This is a genomic window from Pseudorhizobium halotolerans, assembly GCF_902153235.2.
Classification (GTDB): domain Bacteria; phylum Pseudomonadota; class Alphaproteobacteria; order Rhizobiales; family Rhizobiaceae; genus Neorhizobium; species Neorhizobium flavum.
On the sequence record NZ_CABFWE030000005.1, the window covers coordinates 1262600 to 1284185 of the forward strand.

Below are 21586 nucleotides of genomic sequence, written 5' to 3' on the forward strand. Positions count from 1 at the left end.
CGGACAACAAAAAAGCCGCCTCGGTTCTCGGGCGGCTTTGGGGTCTTGTCGATGGACATGACTAGTCAAGGCCGCGTCAGCGTGCCCACCACCAGTTACCGATGTTCATCGAATTGATCATGCGCGAAGAAATACAGCGGGTCTCGTTTCTCCGCAAGCGGATTTCTAGCGGGTGAGACCAAATCCGGTTTCGAGCGTTGGCTATGGCCAATCCACGGAGCCTGCCCCATGCTGCGTCCCGCCCTCGTCCTCCTCCTGGCGCTTCCCCTTCTGGCCGCCGCCGCCCTGCCGCGCACCGGTCCGGTACCGGCGTCGAAGCCCGCAGCCGAGGAGGACAGACAGGAGAAGTCGCCGGAAGCGGGAACTCCGGCCGCGTCACCTCCGCCGGGTGCCGCGGCCGTTCCGACGCCTGAACCGAAGCCGGAGACGCAAGCGCCTGCCGCACCGTCCCCAGCTCCGGAAGAACCCTCAGACACCCAATCCGCTGGGTCGCCACCCGAAGAAGGCCCAGGCGGAAAGAGCCCGCCCGCGACCGCCGACCGGAAGGAGGCCGAGGCCGAACCAGCCACGGAAAGGCCAGAGAAAGAGACGGAACAGAAGGGAGAGGAGCCCCAAGAGCCGGCAAGGGAGCCAAAGGAGCCGCCGCCCCCTCCTCCACCGCCGATCGCCAGGGAAGACCCCGAGGACCTGAAGGCCTGCCTCGCCGATCTCGCGGCCTTGGGGACGAAGTATGAAACGGCCACCCGCATCGACGACGGCGAAGGCTGCGGCATAGATCAGCCGCTCGAGGTGGCAGAGGTGCTGCCCGGCGTCGATACCGGCGGCGCGCAGATGCGCTGCGAAACCGCACGCGCCCTCGGCCACTGGCTGAAGGATACGGTCAATCCGGCGCTGAATATCGCCCTGCCCGACCGGAAGATCACCGGCCTCACCACGGGCTCCACCTATGCCTGCCGGCTGCGCAATGGGGCCTCGGAGGGCAAGATTTCAGAGCACGCCCGCGGCAACGCCATCGACATCGCCGCCTTCCGGCTGGACGACGGCACGGAGATCACCATGAAGCCGCGCGCCGAGGACGGCACGATGGAAGGCGCCTTCCAGCGCACCGCCTCAGCCGGCGCCTGCCTGCATTTCTCGACCGTCCTCTCCCCCGGCAGCGACGCCGCCCATCAGGACCACCTGCATCTTGACGTGCTGGAGCGAGAGAGCGGGTACAGGTATTGTAGGTAAGGCACTCCCATTCGAGGCTCAGATCTCTTAACGCTACGCACGATCCACGAAGTGGTCTATCCCGCAATGCAATTCCGCAAGGACCGCGTGGTGATTTCCAGTAACCAAAGGCGCGGCTGGAAAAAGGGCGACCGGCTTTCTTGAACGAAGGCAGCCGGCCGCATCAACGCAACGGGATCTGCTGTGTCATCAAGAAGCGTTTCGGCTGTCGGCAAGATCCAACTGGCGCTGGAGAATGGACGCAGCGTTGTAGCAATGGAAGGAGACGATCTTTCCGTCCCTCATGTGGAACACGTCGCAGCATGGCACATCAATGGAGTTGCCGGTCGCAGGGATTGTTCCCGCAGGCGTCACCAATGCTCCCGTGTGTGCGGGTCAGGAATATGCTGCAGCGACCCTCGCAGGAGGGGTGCGATTGAGGCGACGCTCTGGACCGCGCCCCTGTCCCAGCCCAAACTCGGGCCGACAGGGAACAGTGGGACCGGGTAGAAGATCGCCTCAAAACAACCCCTCTATGTGCCCCTCCTGATTCAGGAAAATCCGTTCCGCCGAGGGTGAACTCGGCAGGCCCGGCATGGTCATGATCTCGCCGGTGATGGCGACGACGAAGCCGGCGCCGGCGGCGAGCCGTACCTCGCGGACATGCACCACATGGCCCTCCGGCGCACCGCGCAGGTTGGGATCGGTGGAGAAGGAGTACTGCGTCTTGGCCATACAGACCGGCAAGCCGCCGTAGCCCTGCTCTTCCCATGCCTTCAGCTGGTCGCGTACCCCCTTGTCGGCCGTCACCTCGCCGGCGTGGTAGATCTTCGAGGCGACTGTCTCGATCTTTTCCATCAGCGGCATGTCGTCCGGATAGAGAGGCCGGAAGTCCGCCTGCCCGCCATCGGCCATTTCCGCCACGCGCTGCGCCAGTTCCTCGATGCCTTCGCCGCCCTCGGCCCAGTGCCGGCAGAGGATGGCATCGACGCCGTGGCGGGAGGCGTAGTCCTTCACTGCGGCAATCTCCGCTTCCGTGTCGGAGGTGAAGTGGTTGATCGCCACCACCACCGGCACCCCGAAGCGGCGGACATTGGCGATGTGTCGTCCGAGATTGGCGCAGCCCCGCGTCAACGCCGCCACATCCTCGCTCCCCAGATCCTCCTTCTTCACCCCGCCGTTCATCTTCAGCGCCCGGACCGTCGCGACGATCACGGCGGCCGAAGGCGTCAGGCCCGCCTTGCGGCACTTGATGTCGAAGAACTTCTCCGCGCCGAGATCGGCGCCGAAACCCGCTTCCGTCACCACATAGTCGGCAAGCTTCAGCGCCGTCTTGGTGGCGATCACCGAATTGCAGCCATGGGCGATGTTGGCGAAGGGCCCGCCATGCACGAAGGCGGGGTTGTTCTCCAGCGTCTGCACGAGGTTCGGCTGCATGGCGTCCTTGAGCAGCACCGCCATCGCCCCGTCCGCCTTCAGGTCGCGCGCGAAGACCGGCGTCTTGTCGCGGCGGTAGGCGACGATGATCGATCCTAGCCGCCGCTCCAGGTCGGCGAAATCCTCCGCCAGGCAGAGGATTGCCATCACCTCTGAAGCGACGGTGATGTCGAAGCCGCATTCGCGAGGAAAGCCGTTCGCCACGCCGCCCAGGGCGCCCACCATCTGGCGCAGCGACCGGTCGTTCATGTCCATCGCCCGCCGCCAGGTGATCCGCCGCACGTCGATGTCGAGCGCGTTGCCCCAGTAGACATGGTTGTCGATCATCGCCGCGAGCAGGTTGTGCGCCGAGGTGATAGCGTGGAAGTCGCCGGTGAAGTGGAGGTTGATCTCCTCCATCGGGATCACCTGTGCATGGCCGCCGCCGGCGGCACCACCCTTCATGCCGAAGGACGGGCCGAGCGAAGGCTCGCGGATGCACACTACCGCCCTGCGGCCGATGCGGTTCAGCCCATCGACGAGCCCGACCGTGGTGGTCGTCTTGCCCTCCCCGGCCGGTGTGGGATTGATGGCCGTGACGAGGATCAGACTACCATCCGGCCGCTCGCCCAGCGAGCGGATGAAGCCCGCTCCCACCTTGGCCTTGTCGTGCCCGTAGGGCGCCAGCTCCTCCGGCGGGATTGCGAGTACCGCCCCCACTTCCAGGATCGGCTTCTTCCGCGCCACCCGCGCGATTTCGATGTCAGACTGCATTGCCACTATCGTTCCCCGTCGCATCTCGCCGCCGAATTGGCCACAGAGCCTGCAGCATGGCAAGCTCCCCTCGCAGTCGTATGCGATTTGGAGATTCTACCTTTTGGTGTATTTGCACTTGATTGTTACCTGCGGATGCAGTTAGTCTTGTCCTGCGGCCCTGGAGGGGAGATCGATGAACATCATCGTTTGCTGCGACGGCACCTGGAATACACCCGATGCGATGGAAGACGGGCTGCCCAGCCCCACCAATGTTGTGAAGCTTTACAATGCGCTGGCGCATGTGGATGCAGACGGGCAGGAGCAGAAGTTCTACTACCATCCGGGTGTCGGCACGGATGGTACGTGGATCAACCGCGCGCTCGGCGGCGGCACCGGCAAGGGGCTCGGCCTCAACATCATGAGCGCCTACCACTGGCTGGCCAGAAACTACAGGGAGGGCGACAAGATCTGGCTCTTCGGCTTCAGCCGCGGCGCCTATACGGTTCGCAGCCTCGGCGGCATGATCTCCATGTGCGGGCTGCTCGACCTCACGCATTTCACGGGGAAGCCGAAGGAGGCCTGGGACCAGGTCCAGAAGATCTTCGACGCCTATCGCGACGAGAAGCCTCAGCGCATCAAGGCGACCGCCCGGCAGAACTTCCATCACGCAGCGCCTGGCGAGCAACCGGGCGGCCGCACCCCCATCCATTTCATCGGCGTCTGGGACACGGTCGGCTCACTCGGCATCCCGGATGACATGGCGCTCCTCAACCTCCTCGACGATCCCGAAAACCACCGGTTCCACAACACCACGCTCGGGCCTGCCGTCCGCCATGCGCGTCACGCGGTAGCCCTGGACGAATTCCGGCAGAGCTTCCTGCCGACGCTCTGGGAGAGACCAGCGGGCTGGAATGGAACCTTGAAGCAGGTCTGGTTTCCCGGCGCCCACGGCGACGTCGGCGGCGGCTACAGCCAGGTGGGGCTCTCCGATGGCGCTCTCTACTGGATGATGCAGGAGGGGGAGGCCGAGGGCCTGTGCTTCAGCTCCGGCGCTATCAATCAGCTGAAGCCGGATCCGCGCGGGCTGCTGCACGACTCGGTGCAGGGCCTCTTCAAGGCGTTGAAGACGCGACCACGCGCAACGCCGCTCGTTTCGGACGATCCGGCACACGATGTTCACGCATCCGCGGCCGACAGGCATCGCAACCCGCCCCTCACTCAGGGGCGCTACCGGCCCCGCAAGTCGCTGCCGGCCTCGATCGACATCTTCGCCCGTGAACACTGGAACCATACCGGCATCTACCTGGAGAGCGGCAGGACCTATGTCTTCGAAGCGACCGGCGAATGGATGGATGGCGCGTCCATCAAGTGCGGTCCAGGTGGGGCCAACGACGGCAAGCTGCAGGCCGCCGAAATCGCCCACATCGCCTCCTCCGTCTGGGGCGGGGTCGAGACCGTCTGGAAGAAGGTCACCGGCAACAAGCAGATCGACTTCTGGTGGACCCGGCGCGAGGAAAACATGCCGTGGTTCTGCCTCGTCGGTCTCGTTGCCAATGACGTGCCGCCGCCAAGGACGGACGAGGACCAGAGGATAGACCGCCTCCCCCACGAAGTCTTCAAGATCGGCACCGGCGTCACCTTTACCCCGGGCGGCTCCGGCTATCTCTACTGCTTCGCCAACGACGCCTGGCATGCTTACGAGAACAATCGTGGCAGCGTCCAGCTGTCGATCCGGGAAGCCTGACCGGCGGGGACAACAGAAGAGGCGATGCGTAGTGGCGCATCGCCCCTTTCCACATTGCTGCCACTTCCCTCAGAACCGCTGCGTCAGCGAAATCCTGAACGTCCGCCCCAGCTCCGAATAATACTCCTCGTTGGCCGCCGTGATCGTCGTGTAATCCTTCGTGTTCAAGGCATCGTAATAGGTCCGGTCGAAGAGGTTGTAGACGCCCGCCTGGATGCGAAGGCCCTTCACCTGTTCCGGCTCCCACCATCCGGTGAGATCGAAGATCCCGTAGCCCGGCGCCTTGAAGCTGGCGGCGGATTGGTCGTCCACGCCCTCGACGCCGGTCCATAACAGGTCGATACCCCATGCATCGGTCTCGTAGCCGACGCCGATGATCCCCTTCAAGGGCGGCACGGACGCCAGCAACTGATCGGTCTCGAGGTTCGTGCCCCGCGCATAGGCAAGGCCGGCGCGCATGTTGAAGCCGTTGTCGAAACGCTTGTGAGCGGCAAGCTCGATGCCGTAGATCTCGGCGCGCGAGACGTTGACCGGCGTCTGGACAAACATGTAGCCGGCGCCCGGGTCGATCCCGCGGGCAATCTGCTCCGCCGCCGTCAGGTTGCGGTTCTCGATGAAGTTCTTGTAGCGGGTATAGAAGAACGTCAGGCTGCCGCCGAAATCGCCGTCCCCGAAGCGCGCGCCGACATCGAAGCCGCTGCTGGTTTCCGGCTCGAGATCAGGATTACCCGTCCGCAGATAGGTGCCCGGCGCACCGAATGTCATGTAGAGCTCGCTTGCGGTCGGGGAACGGAAGCCCATGGCCCACTGTCCGAAGAGCGTGAACGTGTCGGACAGTTCATACTCCGCCAGGAGCTTCGGAGACCATGCGTCGCCGCTGGAGCCGAGGGGAGTGTCCGGCTTCATCGCGTTGCCGAGATAGGCCGCGGTCGCCTGCGGGTCATGATCGAACCAGTCGTAACGGAGAGCGGGGGTGAGCGTGAAACCGCTGTCGCCGAAGCTCATGCGGTGCTGCACGTAGAAGCTCATTCGCTTGCTGGCGACATCGGGCATGTCCGCCTGGTTGGTATGCAGGTTGCCGCAGGCCCCGTAGACGCCGGTATAGGGTGGTGATGCCGGGCAGGAATCGACGCCTGCCGAATACTGCTCCGCCTGCGAGATAAAGATGCCGGTACCGAAGGTCAGCACATGGCTGACGCCGCCCGTCTCGAAGCCGCTGTCGAAGAAGCCGTTAAAGCCGAAACCGCTCTCCTCGATGTCGTTCCAGCGCTTGTAGATACCCGGCACACTCGTCCAGCGGATGGAATCCTGGCTGTCCTGGCGCAGTTGCCGCTGCCAGTAGAGCGTGGCCTCCGCCGCATCGACAAGGCCATCGGAAGTCGGAGCCTCATAGAAGTAATCCAGCGAAACGCGGTCGCGTTCGTTGAGCTGCCCGTTGGAATGGTTGCCCGGCCGATAATTGCCCGTCAGCGTCTGGTCGCGGCGGAGATCGGTATCCTTGTCGAACCGGAACCGTTCTGCCGTCAGGCCGAAGACATGGCCCAACTCGGTGTCCTGCCGCAGCTTGAACAGGAGGTTGTGCTGGTCGTAGTCCGCCGGATTGGGCTCGGTGCGCGTTGCGCCATAGCCGCCGACATCCCCCTTGTTGTCCCGCTCATGGCCCGTCTTGTAGGAGCCGAGGAACAAAGCCGAGGTGTTTTCCACCCGCTTGGCCACCGCGGCACCGCCGTACCAGCTGTTGTCCATGCTGTCGTAACCGGTCCCGACCTTGCCGCCCCAGTCGCGGCCTTCGCCGATCAGGTCATCCGGCTCGAGCGTTCGCAGCACAAGGGCTCCGCCAAGTCCGCCATCGCCGATTCGGCTGGAATCGGCTCCGCGCACGACATCGACGGATGTCAGTGCAAAGAAGTCGAAGCTCTCGGCCCCGCCGGCGGTGCTGCGGGCCGTGTCCTGAAGATAGGTCAGCGGCACGCCGTCGATGACGGTGGCGACGCGGTTGCCTTCAAGCCCGCGAATATTGAGGGAGTTCGTGGCTCCCCGGCTGTAGTTCACGCCCGGCTCCAGGCTCCGCCCGAGATCCTCAATGCTCTGGACCTGCTTCTTGTCGATCTCCTCCTCGGTCGTCTGCGAGGCCAGCGGGGTGTTGACGATATCGCCGGCCTTCACCCGCTTGCCCTTCAGTACGATCGTCTGGAGCGCCGTCGCATCTGCCGGGAGGCCCTGCGCCGCAGCGGACAGCGGCGACAATGCCGCGATGGCGGTGCAGGTAAGAAGGAAGCATCGGGTGGCGCGGATATTCATCTTGTTCCCCTGTAGCGGGCACGCACCATCATCGGCGCGCAAAGGCACGCCGCTGGTGGAAGCGGTCCGGTTTGACGATCACAATGGCGGGCGGCAGGCCCTGCCGTGACTTCGCCATCTAAAAAACATGATTTATGTAGTCAAGATAAAAGTGGATGGAGTTTGTCATGTTTGATGTTAGGTCGCTGGCGGGATGTCGGGTGTATCCCCTGAACCAAAGTCAGATTGCCAGATGCATACAGACCCGCTAAGTAGCTAAAATCTGACGAACTATCGTAAACGGGTGGAAGGGGCGCCCTGATATGTCAGCGGTATTGGAACCTACCTCACGGACCATGGCAGTGCCCTCAGCAGCAGTCGAGAGACAGGTAGCGCTCAGCAGCGCGATTGCCGCGGCCGCTACGCGCTCCGAAGTCCTGACCGCCATGGAGGATGCGGCTGAAGCCTTCGGTTTCGCGCATGTCACCCTGATGGCGAAGCCGGGTGACGACGACGAATACATGTCACGGCTGATCATCCAGACGACCCTGCCGGAAGACTTCGTGCGCCAGTTCGATCGCAATCGCTTCCTCGTCGCCTGTCCGGTCATGCCGACGCTGTTCGACACCATGCTGCCCCAGGCCTGGACATTGGAAGGTCTCGAGCGGGATGGAATCGTGCCGGCGCCGATCACCCGGCTGATGCGCCGCTTCAGCCTGTTCACGACAGTCGTCATGCCCCTCCATAGCTTCGACGGCGCCCGCTTCCTGCTCCGCTTTGACGGCAAGCGGCCATCCCTGCGCCAGTCCGAGATCAACGAATTCGCCGTGATCTCCCTGCATGCCTTCGAGGTGTTCGACAGGATCCGGCGCACCGAGGAGATCGCCATCCCCCGCCCTCTTTCCCTGCGCGAACTGGAAGTCGTGCGCTGGACGGCACAGGGAAAGACCTCGGTGGAGATCGGTCGCATCCTCTCGCTCTCCGATCATACGATCAACGCGCACCTGACGAACGCCATCAAGAAGCTCGACTGCGTCAACCGCACGCAGCTCGTCGCCAAGGCGATCCGCCTCGGCCTGATCCCCTGACCTGCCCGAGAGCATTTCCAGCAAAAGTGTGAAGCGGTTTTGCGTAGGGAAGTGCGAAAAGACAAAGCGTCTTAGCGGTCGAGCACCGATCGCACTTCCACCAGGTTGGAGCGCACCCGCAGGATATAGAAGCCCATGGTCGCCAGATGCGTTGGCATGATCCAGCCGTCCTCGCGGCCGTTGGAGATGATTGCCGGCTGGATGCGCAGCGCCGAGCGGAACTGCGAAAGCGTCTCGGCCCATAGCGGCCCGAGATTGCGCTCGCGGATCACCTGCGAGAAGTCGGCGCCCGCTGCGGACAGGACAGCATAGTAGCCGTAGAGCTGGCCATAGGCGAACCAGTACCGATCGTCCGCGCGCGTGTCGAACCAGCCGCCGTTGTAGTTCTCCGAGCGCTCGCGCAGGATCGCCGACGTGCTGCCGAGATCATTGGCGATCCGGTCGACAAACTGCACCAGATTGTCGGCGCGGCTGTCGAAGGTGGAGCGGCAGGCGGCAAGGTCGGTGTTGAACTTCCGGAAACTGTCGATCGCTGCCCGATAGTAGCTCGGTGTCGGCGTCTTCGGTCCGAACGGGCTGAGACCGAAATACCAGGAATACTCGTCGAACTGCAGGTTGTTGCGGGCGTCCTGCAGGTCGTTGTTGATGCCGGAGGTGCCGCGCACACGCGCCAACGTGTCGACGAGCTCGACCGAGGTCCGCCGCACCGCCTGGTTGACGCCGCGCTGGAATGACGCCTTATTGTCGAGAAATGGCGTATGGTCCCAGTCGATCCCGAACAGGCCCAGCCGGTAGAGCAGCATGGAGGAAATCCATGCATTCTGGTTGACGTTGAGGTCGGTCAGATCGGCGACGACGTCCACAATGGCGGACGACTGGCACTGCGCCCCGCCGGCCGACGGTGCATCCGTCGCCGCCGGCGTCGGAGCGGGGATCTCCTGCCCGGCCGGCACTGTACGTTCGGACAGCCGGTATTCCTCGACGAAATCCGGATCGAACCTGCTCCACACCTGGGTCTGCCAGAAGAAATAGCCATAGAGCCCGACGAACAGGACCAGCAGCGCCAGAAGCGGGCCCTTGATGATCCAGCTGCGACCGGAATACCAGCCGTGAGCGGCCATGAAGGGCCAGACCAGCCAGGCGACCAGCAGGCCGATACCACGGCCGAGCGCCGCAAAGGCACGCTGGAAAAAACGCACGATCGGGTCAAGCATGGTGTACCTCCGGCTCCAGGGGCCTGCCGTGCCCGGCTCGCTCCGCCCGGCTCCTGTTCATCGCAAATCGCTCGCTAAAACGAGCATCGATCTTCTGCTTTCGTCGGTCGATCTCGACGCTGGAAAGCATGTCCTTCTCGCGAAGGCCCATCAGCGGCGCCAGGTGTGGCAAGACCGGCCATTCCTGCCGGACCAGCAGTTCCGGATTGTCCGGCGAAAGCACGTCCTTCAGGAGGATCGCGCGTTCCGCTTCGATCGCCAGCTTGTTGAGCAGGATATTGGCGTCATTGACCTGGCGGTTGAGTTCGATGGTCAGGTCCTGGATGGACTGCAAGCGGGTTTCCACCTCGACCGCCGTCCCGGTGATAGGCTCACCCTGCGCCGCCCCATGCTCCGCCAGCCTGTCCGCCAGCATGCCCCGGTGTCCGCTGAGGTCGATCAGATCCGCCTCCACCGAATGCCTCACCGCAACGAGCCGCTCCCGGTAGGTGATGAGCAGCGACTGCAGGACATCGAGATCGGCAAGTACCGTGCTCAATTCGTCCGCCGGCACTTTCGCAGGTCTGGTCCAGCGGAGAGAAAACAGGGAAACGAGCGCGATCCACACACGCTCCTTGAGTGTACGCTGCGGCTCGTCTTCCAGCGGCGCCATGGCGGCGTCTATGCGGGTAGAGAGTGCGCTGAGCTTCGCAGCGATGCGAGGGCCGGTCGAAGACCATCCGTCTGCCAGCGCTCCCGCAGAACCAGGCAGCGGGTCGTCCAATGCCGGAATCGCTCTGGCGCGCGCGATCGTTGAGACGGCCTGAGCCGCCTGCGCGATCACCCCCTCCAGTTCAGCCAGCTCTGACTGGAGTGCCTCCAGCTCGCTTCGGCTGCGATCCGCCCTTCCCATTCCGTCCACCGCAAATCCATAAAAAAAGGCCACCATGGACTTATACCATGGTGGCCCGATGTAAAGCGGCAGGCTCTTGTCAGAGGCCGAGTTCCGCAATAGCGGCGTCGACGCGCTCGCGGGCCTTCTTAGGCAGCTTGCCGGTCTTCACGGCGTCGAGGTTGGCCGGAGCGCCGTCACCGACGACAACCACCGCAACCATGCCCATGCCGAGGTGCGGCGTGCACTTCACGACATAGGCGCCTTCCTTGTCGAGCGTGACGGAGAACTCCTGGTTCATCTTGCCCTTGAACTCTTCGGCGCCGTCCGGGATCATCCCCTTCATCGCGGCGGCATCATGCCCCTTGTCGGTAGGAACGAACTTGATCGTGTCTCCGGGCGCTGCCTTGATGGCGGCAGGCTCGAATACCATTGCCTGACCGTCGCTGCCCTTGTTGAGCATCTTCACTTCGATCTCCGCACCGAGCGCCGGGAACGAGAAGATGGCGAGGCTGGTGGCGAGGACGAAGGCGGTCTTTGCAGTCTTGAACATTTTCAATCTCCTGAAGTGAGCCTTGGGAGGCGTCGAGGACCTTAATAGGGTGATCCGCCCCCTCCCTCTTTGACGAAGATCAAGTATCTTCACCGTAGCGGATTTTCTCTTCCCAGTGCCGCCGGCAGAAGGAGACGTATTTCTCGTTGCCGCCTACGTCGACTTGGGCCCCCTCGCGAACGACCTGACCTTCCTCGTCCAGCCGCGCCACCATCGTCGCCTTGCTGCCGCAGAAACAGATCGTGCGGACCTCCCGCAATTCGTCGGCGATCGCCAGCAGTTCCTGCGATCCGGGGAAGAGCTTGCCCTGGAAGTCCGTTCGCAGCCCATAGGCCATGACCGGAATGCCGAGCCGGTCCGAGACCCGCGCCAACTGCCACACCTGCTCCGGCGCCAGGAACTGCGCCTCGTCGATGAACACACAGGCGACGGTCTCCTCGCCGTGCATGCGCTCGACCAGTGCGAACAGGTCGTCGGCCGCCTCGAAGGAGATGGCATCGGCACCAAGCCCGATGCGCGAGGCGACGCGCCCGACGCCGGCTCGGCTGTCGAGTGCGGCGGTGAGGATCAGCGTACGCATCCCCCGCTCCTGATAGTTATAGGAAGCCTGCAGGAGCAGCGTGGACTTGCCGGCGTTCATCGACGCATAGTGAAAATAGAGTTTTGCCATGCCTGCTCTTCTCCTCCGCATCGGCGTGCGGGAAAAGTCCACAGAAAGCTGAAACCACAGAAAACCGTAGGGAGGGAGGGCGCGACGAGCAGTATCTGCTTGCTCCGGAGAGGACGATCCCGGCGGGCCAGCTTGCCTCGACTTCCCATATACTTATAAATGGCCGGGAACAAAGACAGGGAGCGCCAACCATGAACCATCCGATGAAGATCCTGCTTGCCGGAGCCGTATCGCTGCTGGTCCTGACCCAGGTAGGCCATGCAGCGGAGCCCGAATCCTGCGGGACGGTCCGTTTCTCCGACGTCGGATGGACCGACATCACGGCCACCACGGCCACGGCCTCGGTCATCCTTGAAGCACTCGGCTATGAAACCGACATCAAGGTTCTCTCGGTTCCGGTCACCTACAGTTCGCTCAAGAACAAGGACATCGACGTCTTCCTCGGCAACTGGATGCCGACCATGGAGGCCGATATCGCTCCCTATCGCGCAGACAAGTCCGTTGAATCCTACGGCCCCAACCTGACGGGCGCAAAATACACCCTTGCGACCAACGCTAAGGGCGCCGAACTCGGCATCAAGGATTTCAAGGACATCGCGGCACACAGCGATGAGCTGGGCGGCAAGATCTATGCCATCGAACCCGGCAATGACGGCAATCGCCTGATCCTCGGCATGGTCGAGAACGACACTTTCGGCCTCAAGGATTTTGACGTCGTCGAATCCTCCGAGCAGGGAATGCTGGCGCAGGTGGCGCGGGCGGACAAGGCGGGAGAGCCGGTGGTCTTTCTGGGCTGGGAACCGCATCCGATGAACGCCAACTTCGATCTCACCTATCTCAAGGGTGGCGACGACATCTTCGGCCCGGACCTCGGCGGTGCGGAGATCTTCACCAACCTTCGCGCCGGTTATGCCGAGGAATGCCCCAATGTCGGTGCCTTCGTGAAGAACCTGAAGTTCACCCTGGCAATGGAAAACGAGATCATGAGCGCCATCCTCGATGACGGGGAGGACGCCGAAGATGCCGCCAAGGATTGGCTGAAGGCCAATCCCGACGCCGTCACTCCCTGGCTCACCGGCGTGACCACCAAGGACGGCGGCGACGCCGTGGCTGCGGTAAAGGCCGAACTCGGCCTCTGACGTTCGTCCGCGGGTCGCTAACGGCGGCCCGTTCTCCATTTCTCGCGCAACACTTACGGAAGAGGCAAGCATCGCGTGACTTGGCTTCCCGAATGGCTCGTGGATGACGACGGCCAGTTACGTCTCGGCACGTGGGCTAAACAGTTCGTCGACTGGCTGACCGACAACGGCGCCTGGTTCTTCGACTGGCTGTCGAACGTGCTTGCCACCATCATCGATGCGCTGCTCTACGTGCTCCAGGCCCCCCATCCGCTGGTGATCGTCGCGGCCATGACAGCGCTGTCCTGGTGGTTTCGCCGCTCGATCGGCATTGCGCTCTTCACTGTTCTCGGCCTGCTTCTCATCATCAACCAGGGCTACTGGAAGGAAACAACCGAGACGCTTGCGCTCGTTGTGGCCGCAACCACGGTGAGCATGCTTGTCGGCGTGCCGCTCGGCATCATCGCCGCCCGCCGTGAGTGGATCTACCAGGTCATGCGCCCGGTCCTCGACCTGATGCAGACCATCCCGACCTTCGTCTACCTGATCCCCGCACTCATCCTCTTCGGGCTCGGCATGGTGCCAGGCCTCATCGCGACGGTGATCTTCGCCATCCCAGCGCCCATCCGCCTCACCCGGCTCGGCATCGTCTCGACCCCTGAAGCGCTCACCGAGGCCGCCATCGCCTTCGGTGCAACGCCGGGCCAGGTGCTCCGCAAGGTGGAATTGCCCTACGCCATGCCGCAGATCATGGCCGGCCTGACGCAAACCATCATGCTATCGCTTTCCATGGTGGTGATCGCTGCCCTCGTCGGGGCCAACGGTCTGGGCGTCCCCGTCGTGCGCGCTCTCAACACGGTGAACATCGCCCGCGGCTTCGAAGCCGGCCTATGCATCGTCATCCTGGCGATCATCCTCGACCGCATGTTCCGCCCCGCCTCCGGAGACGCCACGTGACCGACGCAGTCGTCTTCAGGAACATCGACATCGTCTTCGGCGAAAAGCCGCAAGGCATCCTCGAACTGATCGACCAGGGCATGAGCCGCGACGAGATCAGCGAAAGGACGGGGATCGTCGTTGGCGTGGCGGATGCGTCGCTGTCGGTGAAGGAGGGCGAGATCCTCGTCCTCATGGGCCTCTCCGGCTCGGGCAAGTCCACCCTCCTGCGCGCCGTCAACGGGCTGGCTCCCGTGGCGCGCGGCGAGGTGGAGGTGACGACGCCCGAAGGACCGATCGATCCCTACAAGGCGCACGCCAAAACCCTGCGAAGGCTGCGGACCCATACCGTCTCCATGGTGTTCCAGCAGTTCGGCCTCCTGCCCTGGCGCACCGTCGAGGAGAATGTCGGCTTCGGACTGGAACTCGCGGGCGTCCCGGAAGCGGAGCGCCGCAAGCGCGTCGCCGAGCAGCTCGAACTGGTCAACCTCGATCAATGGGCGGACCGCAGGGTGGGCGAGCTTTCCGGGGGCATGCAGCAGCGTGTCGGTCTCGCCCGCGCCTTTGCCACCGGCGCACCGATCCTTTTGATGGACGAGCCATTCTCGGCCCTTGACCCCCTGATCCGTACCCGCCTGCAGGACGAACTCCTCGAGTTCCAGCGGCGGCTGAAGAAGACGATCCTCTTCGTCAGCCACGACCTAGACGAGGCCTTCCGCATCGGCAACCGCATCGCCATCATGGATGGCGGCCGCATCATCCAGTGCGGCACCCCGCAGGAGATCGTCCGCGCCCCTGCCAACCAGTATGTGGCGGATTTCGTCCAGAACATGAACCCGATCGCCATGCTGACGGCCGGGGATGTCATGCGGCCGGGCGTTGCCGAAACCCATTCGGGCAACGGCGTGACCGCCACCGCCCCCCGGGAGACCCCCCTGGTCGATATTCTCGACGCGCTGGCACGCCAGCCGGGCGTGATCGGCGTGGTCGAGAAGGGTACGGTGATCGGTACGATCTGCGCCGACGACGTCATCTATGGCCTGACACGGCACCGGCACAGGAATGACGCGACATGACCGACAAGACCGATAAGCCGGCAGTCCTGCGTGAGACCGACGAGGAGGCGCGGCGCCTCGCCCGCATGCTGGTTCGCGGCGCACGACACATGGCTCTCGCGGTCATCGATCCCGAAACCGGCTTCCCGTCCGCCAGCCGCGCGCTAACGGCAACCGATCTCGACGGCACCCCGGTCATCCTCGCCTCCGCGCTCTCGACCCACACGAAGGCCCTGCTGGCGGATCCCCGCTGTTCGCTCCTTGCAGGAGAGCCCGGCAAGGGCGATCCCCTGGCGCATCCGCGCATCACGCTGCAATGCCGCGCCGCCTCTGTTCCTCGCGGCGACCAGGTTCACGACCGCCTCCGGCAACGCTTTCTCGACCGCCACCCCAAGGCGTCCCTCTACATCGACTTCCCCGACTTCCGGTTCTTCCGCCTCGAACCGCAATCCGCCTCGCTGAACGGCGGCTTCGGTCGCGCCTACGCTCTGCCCGGTAACGATCTCGTCACGCCAGTTCCAGTCGACGTGACCGCATGGCAGGTGCTGCAGGCAAAATTGCGTGAGATGCAAGAACTTGCAGCGACACTGGCAAGGGTGATCTCGGCGCCGAAATCTGCGAAATGGCGCTTCGCCGGGACCGATCCGGCCGGTTTCGATCTCGTCTCGGGCGATGTTCAGGTCCGATACGAGTTTGATGGGCCGGTTTTGTCGCCGGAAGCCGCGTTTACAACGATTTCAAAAATCGCCGATTCGGCCACGCAAGGGGCTTCTCGACCCGAAATTTAGGGATATACAAGGCTCGTTCACAATTGTTAATCTTTGGCTTTCCAGTTCAAGGGCATTATTGAAGCGTTCCCGCTTCGAGGGGAAATAAAGACTTATGGACACGCTGCCACTTTCCGAGCATTCGCTCGCCGCCGCCGGTTTGCTTTCTGCCATGGCAAACCCGAAGCGCCTGATGATCCTTTGCTGCCTCGTCAAGGGAGAAGTCGCGGTAGGTGCGCTTGCGGTTCGGGTCGGACTGAGCCAATCAGCTCTCTCTCAACATCTGTCGAAGCTGCGGGCACAGAAGCTGGTCAAGACGCGGCGCGATGCCCAGACGATCTATTATTCCTGCTCTTCGCCGGCCGTACTGAAGATCCTCGAATCATTGGAGGACATCTACTGCAAGCCGCTTCAGGCGAAATTCGCAGCGGCCTGATGATAGCGCTGACATAACGGCACAGAAGGCATTCTGAAGCGCCGCCTGTGCCTCGATCTTGCTTGACTCAACTCTCTGATGCGCGCGTCGTCACGCTTGACGGCGCAACGCCCCCTGATAATTTGACCATGTAGTCAAAAAAGCCGGCCTCTGCCGGACGGGGAGCATGTCATGTCCAACCGCCTCAACACCACGCCGAACGATCTTCGCGCGTTCTGGATGCCGTTCACGGCAAACCGCCAGTTCAAGAAGGAGCCGCGCCTCTTCGTCGGTGCAAAGGATATGCACTATACGACGCATGACGGGCGCCAGGTTCTCGATGCGACGGCCGGCCTCTGGTGCGTCAATGCCGGCCACTGCCGACCGAAGATCACCGAGGCGATTCGCGAACAGGCCGGCGAACTGGACTATGCTCCAGCCTTCCAGCTCGGCCATCCGAAGGCCTTCGAGTTGGCCAACCGCCTGGTCGACATCGCACCGGAAGGCTTGAACCACGTTCTCTACACCAATTCCGGCTCCGAGTCGGTCGACACCGCCCTCAAAGTCGCCCTCGCCTATCATCGCGTGAAGGGCAACGGTTCGCGCTTCCGCCTGATCGGCCGCGAGCGTGGCTATCACGGCGTCAACTTCGGCGGCATCTCCGTCGGCGGCATTGTCGCCAACCGCAAGATGTTCGGCACGTTGCTGACGGGCGTCGACCACATGCCGCATACTCACGTTCCGGGCAAGAACGCCTTCACCCGCGGCGAACCCGAGCACGGCGGCGACATTGCTTCCGAGCTGGAGCGGATCGTGACCCTCCATGACGCCTCGACCATCGCCGCTGTCATCGTCGAGCCGGTGGCCGGATCGACCGGCGTGCTCATCCCGCCGAAGGGCTACCTGCAGAAGCTCCGCGATATCTGCACGAAGCACGGCATCCTACTGATCTTCGACGAAGTCATCACCGGTTTCGGCCGCATGGGAACGCCGTTTGCCGCGCAATACTACGGCGTCACGCCCGATATCATGACGACCGCCAAGGGCCTTACCAACGGGGTCATCCCGATGGGTGCCGTTCTCGTCAGCTCCGAGATCCACGACGCCTTCATGAGTGGCCCGGAGCACATGATCGAGTTCTTCCACGGCTACACCTATTCGGGCAATCCGATCGCCGCCGCCGCCGGCCTCGCAACGCTGGAAACCTACAAGGAGGAAGGCCTCTTCGACCGGGCGCGCGACACGGCGCCTTACTGGGAGGATGGCCTGCATTCGCTGAAGGACCTGCCGAACGTCATCGACATCCGCAACATCGGCATGATCGGCGCGATCGAACTCGATCCGATCGCCGGCGAGCCCACCAAGCGCGCCTTCTCCGCCTTCCTCAAGGCCTACGAGAACGGCCTCTTGATCCGCACCACCGGCGACATCATCGCCATGTCTCCGCCGCTGATCGCCGAGAAGCACCATATCGACGAGATCTTCGGCAAGCTGCGCGAGATCCTGAAGTCAAACATCTGAACCGTCTCGCCCGGCGTCCGCCAGTTCGGATGCCGGCCCAAGATCTGCACCATCGAGAGGCCCTCCGGGGCCTCTTTTCAATTTTGGTCCCCACCTGAGGAATCTCTTCCTCCCTCTGGGCACGCCTTCGTCGAGACGGCCTTGCTCCCCGGCGGTTCTGGATTACTCTCAGGCGGCGCAAAGCCTAATTAAGAGGGGAAGTCCAATGTGCAATCACTGCGTCATCGAAAACGTGAAGCGGAACATGCTGTCGCGCCGGTCGCTGTTCAAGGGAGCAGCCTTCGCCGGGGCTGCCGCCATGGTCGCGACGACTACGCCGCGCGAGGTCCTCGCCCAGCCCACCAGCAAGGTCATCGACCTCACCCATGCCTATGATTCGACGTTCCCGACCTTCGACGGCAACCCGGGAATCGAGTATGAATGGGCCGTTGAATTCGCCCAGAACGGCTACCAGCTACACAAGCTGACCATCTTCGAACACACCGGCACGCATATCGACGCTCCGTTCCATTTCAGCGCCGACGGCACCAGCGTCGACCAGATCGAGCCGGAAAAACTCGTGGCGCCGCTTGTCATCGTCGACATTACGGATCGGGCAAAGGAAGAGGCCAACTCCGCGGTCGAGGCCGCCGATATCGAAGCCTGGATCAGTGCCAATGGCGACATCCCGGCAGGGGCTATCGTCGCCCTGCGCTCGGGTTGGGCGGGGAAGGTCAAGGAGGCGTCCTTCCGCAACGATGCCGAGGGCAATTTTGCCTTCCCCGGCTTTGGCAAGTCGGCGACCGACCTGTTGCTGACGCTCGACGTCGTCGCCATCGGCGTCGATACGCTATCGCTCGACCCCGGCAATTCGGCAGACTTCGCCGTGCACAACACATGGCTGCCCGCCGGCCGCTACGGCATCGAGGCGCTGGCCAACCTCGAGGAACTACCGGTCAAAGGGGCAACGATCGTGGTGGGCGCACCGAAGCATCGTGGCGGCACCGGCGGCCCGGCTCGCGTCCTGGCGCTGGTCTAGAGGAAGATCCGATGGCCGTCGTTCCACTGGTGAATGACGAGGAGGCGAGCGTCGAAGCGCTCGCCGTCTTCAACGAGATCCGCCAGGTGCGCGGCACCGACTATGTCAACAATTTCTGGCGGGCGCTTGCCCACGACCCTGTTCAGCTCAAGTCGGTGTGGAACAATATCCAGTCCGTCATGGCGCCCGGAGCGCTTGATCCGCTGGTAAAGGAACTCATCTATGTCGCCGTCTCCACCGCCAATGGCTGCGGCTACTGCGTCCATTCGCACACCGCATCCGCAAGGGCCAAGGGCATGACGCCGGACATGCATGCAGAGCTGCTGGCGGTCGTCGCCATGGCGAGCCAGACAAATGCCCTGGCGACGGCGCTCGGCGTACCGGTCGATGCGCGTTTCGACCCAGAGCAGACGAAGGGCTGACGAGACACCGGCATCCGGAAGAGCAACATCTGAACAAAGCATCCTGAATCCTGAAAGAGCGGCCGCTGGGCCGCCCGCTCCGCTTCGTTCTCAGGCGCCGAGGCTTGCCAGCTGGACGTAGATCGGCAGGCCAGCAACGAGGTTGAACGGGAATGTCAGCCCCAGCGACAGGCTGAGATAGATCTCCGGCCGTGCATCAGGTGCCGCGATCCGCATCGCGGCGGGTACGGCGATATAGGACGCGCTGGCTGCGAGCGTGACGAGAAGCGCCGTGTTTCCTACCGATAGTCCGGCAGCCAATGCCGGCACCAGCGCGAGCGAAGCGCCGATCAGCGGCATGGCCAGCGCAAAACCTAGGAGACCCGGGGACAGGAGCCGCCACTCCTTGCGGATGCCGCTTCCCGCCACGGCACCGAGGTCCAGGAGGAAGAGGCAGAGCACGCCGCGGAACGGGTCGATGACGAAGCCGGAAAGCTCGCCCAGCCCCTTCTCCCCGGTCACCGCGCCGATGGCGAAGGCGCCGATCAGGATGACGATGGTGACGTTGAGTATGACATCCCGCAGAGCCGCCTTCTGCCGGCTCTGCGCCATCTCGGGATCGGCTCCCGGCATCGGATGGCGCAGGATGAGCCACAGCGCCGTCAGGATCGCCGGCGCTTCCATGGCCGCGGCCACCGCCACCATTCCGCCGTCGAAGCCTATCCCGAGCCGCGTCAGCGCGTCGCTGCCGGCCACGAAGGTGACGATCGAGATCGAGCCGTAATGGGCGGCGATCGCGGCCCGGTCCCGCGGCCCCAGCCTGGTCATCGCGCCGAGCATGACGTGGCCCAGCAGCGGCATGCTCGCCGACAGGAGGATACCTATACCAAGTGCTGCAAGGATTTGCGGGCTGAGGCCGTGGGCGCCGACGGAGGCTCCGCCCTTGAAGCCGATGGCCAGCATCAGGTAGAGCGCCATCATCTTGCCCACCCCTCCAGGCAGCGCGAGATGTCCCCCGGCGAGTGTGGCAAAGAAGCCGAGTGCGAAGAAGAGGACGGGCGCCGAGAGAAGGTTCTGGGCGGCCAGATCGAGGTAGAGATCCATGGGTGAGCTCGCGCGAAAGGCCGCGCTGCATCGCCCGCCGGAATCATCCGTCAGGCGCAGCCGGCTGGATATTGTTCGAAGTGGGTGCGGAAAACCGGCAGCTGTCGCCGGATCCGTCGAGAAGAAGTCTGCATTCGCTCACCGCGCCGAAAGACCGCCAGCCGGGGCGGATACCGGCTGGCGGTCGGTCACGGCGGGACGCAGTCAGGACGTGAGGGTGCGGCGCTTCGGTCGCAGACGGTTCGTCACCGGTGCCGTGGTTTCTCCGATCAGTCGTTCGAGCGAGGCGATCTGGTCGCGGAGCTGAAGCTTGATCGTCTTCAGCGACTTCAACCGGATGGGATCAGGCTTCGGCCTGCGTTGTTCCTCCATCACGCGCGTCTCCATGATCGCGTGCCTGGCTTTGAGCGCTCTCAACAGTCGGTTCATGTCGATCTCCTTTCTTACGCGGTCAGGATGCCCGGTAGGCCATCATTAATCAAATTGATTGATGATATGGAATCGATAGTCTATATCTATCATCATGCCTTATCGCCCGACGATCCGTCAGCTTGAATATCTCGTGACGCTAGGCGAGACCGGCCACTTCGGCGAGGCCGCAAAGCGCTGTCACGTCTCGCAGCCGACGCTGTCGGTGCAGATCGCTCTCCTCGAACAGCGGCTGGGCTGCGCCCTCATTGATCGGACGCGGGGCCTGATCGCGCCGACCCCCGCAGGCGCCGACATCATCGCCTCCGCCCGTACGGTGCTCAACACGCTGGACGGCATGGTGGCCATGGCTTCCGCCAATCGGGATTCGCTGGGCGGGCTGATCCGGCTCGGCGCCGTTCCAACCTTTGGACCCTATTTCCTGCCCCACCTGTTGCCGCGGCTTCGCCAGGAATACCCCCAGCTCAAGCTCCACATCCGGGAGGAGCGCCCGCTCTTGCTGGAGGAACAGGTCCTGAACGGCAGCATCGATTGCGGACTGGGGCCTGTGCCCGACGAAGACATGTTCGAGTTCGCGGAGATCTTTGAAGAGCGTATCTTTCTCGGCGTTCCACGCGGACACCGGCTGGGCGGCCGGGAAACGGTAGACCTTGCCTCGCTGGCTCATGAGCCGCTCCTCACCCTCGGCCGCGGCCATCGCCTCCTGGATACCGTCCGCGACCTCGCCCGCGCCTCCGGCGCTCATCTGGTCGAGGACTACGAAGGCACCAGCCTCGACGCGCTGCGGCAGATGGTGTCGATCGACATGGGCCTCTCGCTCTTTCCGGAACTCTATGTCCGGTCCGAATTTCAGGGCGAGCAGAACGTGCATCTGCTTTCTGTCGATGGCTGGCCCGGCTCCCGTACCATCGGCTTCTTCTGGCGCCGGGGCAGCGTGCGGAGCGAGCACTACCGGCGTCTTGCCGCTCTCGGAGAAGCAACAGCCGAGGGACTGTTTGAATAACGAAATAGAACGTTCTTG

Annotated in this window: 20 protein-coding genes; 12 read left to right on the forward strand and 8 right to left on the reverse strand. The window is 63.5% G+C overall.

Annotation, left to right across the window (positions count from 1 at the left end):
• The first annotated feature begins 228 nt into the window (after positions 1 to 228).
• Positions 229 to 1230, forward strand: a complete 1002-nt coding sequence (locus tag FN060_RS11125) for an extensin-like domain-containing protein (RefSeq protein ID WP_142588085.1) — start codon at positions 229 to 231, stop codon at positions 1228 to 1230.
• A 498-nt stretch (positions 1231 to 1728) separates the two neighbouring features.
• Here the strand turns inward: FN060_RS11125 and FN060_RS11135 are convergent, their stop codons facing one another.
• Positions 1729 to 3423, reverse strand: coding sequence for a formate--tetrahydrofolate ligase (locus tag FN060_RS11135; protein ID WP_210310624.1), 1695 nt, complete (start codon positions 3421 to 3423; stop codon positions 1729 to 1731).
• Positions 3424 to 3574: 151 nt separating this feature from the next.
• Here FN060_RS11135 and FN060_RS11140 point away from each other — a divergent pair, with 151 nt between their 5' ends.
• Positions 3575 to 5125, forward strand: a complete 1551-nt coding sequence (locus tag FN060_RS11140) for a DUF2235 domain-containing protein (protein WP_142588087.1) — start codon at positions 3575 to 3577, stop codon at positions 5123 to 5125.
• A 69-nt stretch (positions 5126 to 5194) separates the two neighbouring features.
• Here the strand turns inward: FN060_RS11140 and FN060_RS11145 are convergent, their stop codons facing one another.
• Positions 5195 to 7426: a TonB-dependent hemoglobin/transferrin/lactoferrin family receptor gene (locus FN060_RS11145; protein WP_142588088.1), complete on the reverse strand. Its 2232-nt coding sequence runs from the start codon at positions 7424 to 7426 to the stop codon at positions 5195 to 5197.
• Positions 7427 to 7767: 341 nt separating this feature from the next.
• Here FN060_RS11145 and FN060_RS11150 point away from each other — a divergent pair, with 341 nt between their 5' ends.
• Positions 7768 to 8493 carry a helix-turn-helix transcriptional regulator gene (locus tag FN060_RS11150; protein ID WP_425312153.1) on the forward strand — a complete coding sequence of 242 codons (726 nt, stop codon included), beginning with the start codon at positions 7768 to 7770 and terminating at the stop codon, positions 8491 to 8493.
• Between the two features lie 71 nt (positions 8494 to 8564).
• On the opposite strand, the gene FN060_RS11155 is transcribed toward FN060_RS11150, so the two are convergent.
• From FN060_RS11155 to FN060_RS11170, 4 genes are all read right to left on the reverse strand, one after another.
• On the reverse strand, positions 8565 to 9707 hold the full coding sequence (locus FN060_RS11155) for a DUF2333 family protein (protein ID WP_142588090.1): 1143 nt from the start codon (positions 9705 to 9707) through the stop codon (positions 8565 to 8567).
• Positions 9700 to 10635, reverse strand: coding sequence for a hypothetical protein (locus tag FN060_RS11160; RefSeq protein WP_142588091.1), 936 nt, complete (start codon positions 10633 to 10635; stop codon positions 9700 to 9702). The genes FN060_RS11155 and FN060_RS11160 overlap by 8 nt, the downstream gene beginning before the upstream one ends.
• Positions 10636 to 10678: 43 nt before the next feature.
• Positions 10679 to 11131, reverse strand: coding sequence for a pseudoazurin (locus FN060_RS11165; protein WP_142588092.1), 453 nt, complete (start codon positions 11129 to 11131; stop codon positions 10679 to 10681).
• A gap of 79 nt (positions 11132 to 11210) precedes the next feature.
• Positions 11211 to 11801, reverse strand: a complete 591-nt coding sequence (locus FN060_RS11170; protein WP_142588093.1) for a thymidine kinase — start codon at positions 11799 to 11801, stop codon at positions 11211 to 11213.
• 191 nt (positions 11802 to 11992) lie between these two features.
• On the opposite strand from FN060_RS11170, the gene FN060_RS11175 reads away from it, so the two are divergent.
• The 8 genes from FN060_RS11175 (at position 11993) to FN060_RS11210 (ending at position 19053) form a co-directional block, all read left to right on the forward strand.
• Positions 11993 to 12940, forward strand: coding sequence for a choline ABC transporter substrate-binding protein (locus tag FN060_RS11175; RefSeq protein ID WP_142588094.1), 948 nt, complete (start codon positions 11993 to 11995; stop codon positions 12938 to 12940).
• A 75-nt stretch (positions 12941 to 13015) separates the two neighbouring features.
• Positions 13016 to 13876: a choline ABC transporter permease subunit gene (choW, locus tag FN060_RS11180; RefSeq protein WP_142588095.1), complete on the forward strand. Its 861-nt coding sequence runs from the start codon at positions 13016 to 13018 to the stop codon at positions 13874 to 13876.
• Positions 13873 to 14931, forward strand: a complete 1059-nt coding sequence (gene choV / locus FN060_RS11185; protein ID WP_142588096.1) for a choline ABC transporter ATP-binding protein — start codon at positions 13873 to 13875, stop codon at positions 14929 to 14931. Before choW ends, choV begins: the two co-directional genes overlap by 4 nt.
• Positions 14928 to 15698 carry a HugZ family pyridoxamine 5'-phosphate oxidase gene (locus FN060_RS11190; RefSeq protein ID WP_142588097.1) on the forward strand — a complete coding sequence of 257 codons (771 nt, stop codon included), beginning with the start codon at positions 14928 to 14930 and terminating at the stop codon, positions 15696 to 15698. Before choV ends, FN060_RS11190 begins: the two co-directional genes overlap by 4 nt.
• Positions 15699 to 15792: 94 nt before the next feature.
• Complete coding sequence (locus FN060_RS11195; protein ID WP_077546785.1) at positions 15793 to 16113, forward strand: ArsR/SmtB family transcription factor; 321 nt, start codon at positions 15793 to 15795, stop codon at positions 16111 to 16113.
• Positions 16114 to 16284: 171 nt separating this feature from the next.
• Positions 16285 to 17613, forward strand: coding sequence for an omega-aminotransferase AptA (aptA, locus tag FN060_RS11200; RefSeq protein ID WP_142588098.1), 1329 nt, complete (start codon positions 16285 to 16287; stop codon positions 17611 to 17613).
• Positions 17614 to 17818: 205 nt separating this feature from the next.
• Positions 17819 to 18631, forward strand: a complete 813-nt coding sequence (locus FN060_RS11205) for a cyclase family protein (protein ID WP_142588099.1) — start codon at positions 17819 to 17821, stop codon at positions 18629 to 18631.
• An 11-nt stretch (positions 18632 to 18642) separates the two neighbouring features.
• A complete protein-coding gene (locus FN060_RS11210; protein ID WP_142588100.1) occupies positions 18643 to 19053 on the forward strand; it encodes a carboxymuconolactone decarboxylase family protein in 411 nt (136 codons plus the stop codon).
• A gap of 90 nt (positions 19054 to 19143) precedes the next feature.
• On the opposite strand, the gene FN060_RS11215 is transcribed toward FN060_RS11210, so the two are convergent.
• Both FN060_RS11215 and FN060_RS11220 read right to left on the reverse strand, forming a co-directional pair.
• Positions 19144 to 20136, reverse strand: coding sequence for a sodium-dependent bicarbonate transport family permease (locus tag FN060_RS11215; RefSeq protein WP_142588101.1), 993 nt, complete (start codon positions 20134 to 20136; stop codon positions 19144 to 19146).
• A 204-nt stretch (positions 20137 to 20340) separates the two neighbouring features.
• Complete coding sequence (locus FN060_RS11220; RefSeq protein WP_077546790.1) at positions 20341 to 20565, reverse strand: YdcH family protein; 225 nt, start codon at positions 20563 to 20565, stop codon at positions 20341 to 20343.
• Positions 20566 to 20659: 94 nt separating this feature from the next.
• On the opposite strand from FN060_RS11220, the gene FN060_RS11225 reads away from it, so the two are divergent.
• Positions 20660 to 21568, forward strand: a complete 909-nt coding sequence (locus FN060_RS11225) for a hydrogen peroxide-inducible genes activator (RefSeq protein WP_142588102.1) — start codon at positions 20660 to 20662, stop codon at positions 21566 to 21568.
• Positions 21569 to 21586 lie beyond the last annotated feature (18 nt).

Excerpts from the sequence above, each read along its gene's own strand:
- FN060_RS11210 (WP_142588100.1), top strand. The coding sequence starts at position 18,643 with ATGGCCGTCGTTCCACTGGTGAATGACGAGGAGGCGAGCGTCGAAGCG.
- FN060_RS11225 (WP_142588102.1), top strand. The coding sequence starts at position 20,660 with ATGCCTTATCGCCCGACGATCCGTCAGCTTGAATATCTCGTGACGCTA.
- FN060_RS11170 (WP_142588093.1), bottom strand. The coding sequence starts at position 11,801 with ATGGCAAAACTCTATTTTCACTATGCGTCGATGAACGCCGGCAAGTCC.
- FN060_RS11145 (WP_142588088.1), bottom strand. The coding sequence starts at position 7,426 with ATGAATATCCGCGCCACCCGATGCTTCCTTCTTACCTGCACCGCCATC.
- FN060_RS11165 (WP_142588092.1), bottom strand. The coding sequence starts at position 11,131 with ATGTTCAAGACTGCAAAGACCGCCTTCGTCCTCGCCACCAGCCTCGCC.
- FN060_RS11125 (WP_142588085.1), top strand. The coding sequence starts at position 229 with ATGCTGCGTCCCGCCCTCGTCCTCCTCCTGGCGCTTCCCCTTCTGGCC.
- aptA (WP_142588098.1), top strand. The coding sequence starts at position 16,285 with ATGTCCAACCGCCTCAACACCACGCCGAACGATCTTCGCGCGTTCTGG.
- FN060_RS11215 (WP_142588101.1), bottom strand. The coding sequence starts at position 20,136 with ATGGATCTCTACCTCGATCTGGCCGCCCAGAACCTTCTCTCGGCGCCC.
- FN060_RS11175 (WP_142588094.1), top strand. The coding sequence starts at position 11,993 with ATGAACCATCCGATGAAGATCCTGCTTGCCGGAGCCGTATCGCTGCTG.
- FN060_RS11155 (WP_142588090.1), bottom strand. The coding sequence starts at position 9,707 with ATGCTTGACCCGATCGTGCGTTTTTTCCAGCGTGCCTTTGCGGCGCTC.
- FN060_RS11140 (WP_142588087.1), top strand. The coding sequence starts at position 3,575 with ATGAACATCATCGTTTGCTGCGACGGCACCTGGAATACACCCGATGCG.
- FN060_RS11205 (WP_142588099.1), top strand. The coding sequence starts at position 17,819 with ATGTGCAATCACTGCGTCATCGAAAACGTGAAGCGGAACATGCTGTCG.
- FN060_RS11160 (WP_142588091.1), bottom strand. The coding sequence starts at position 10,635 with ATGGTGGCCTTTTTTTATGGATTTGCGGTGGACGGAATGGGAAGGGCG.
- FN060_RS11190 (WP_142588097.1), top strand. The coding sequence starts at position 14,928 with ATGACCGACAAGACCGATAAGCCGGCAGTCCTGCGTGAGACCGACGAG.
- FN060_RS11135 (WP_210310624.1), bottom strand. The coding sequence starts at position 3,423 with ATGCGACGGGGAACGATAGTGGCAATGCAGTCTGACATCGAAATCGCG.
- FN060_RS11220 (WP_077546790.1), bottom strand. The coding sequence starts at position 20,565 with ATGAACCGACTGTTGAGAGCGCTCAAAGCCAGGCACGCGATCATGGAG.
- FN060_RS11195 (WP_077546785.1), top strand. The coding sequence starts at position 15,793 with ATGGACACGCTGCCACTTTCCGAGCATTCGCTCGCCGCCGCCGGTTTG.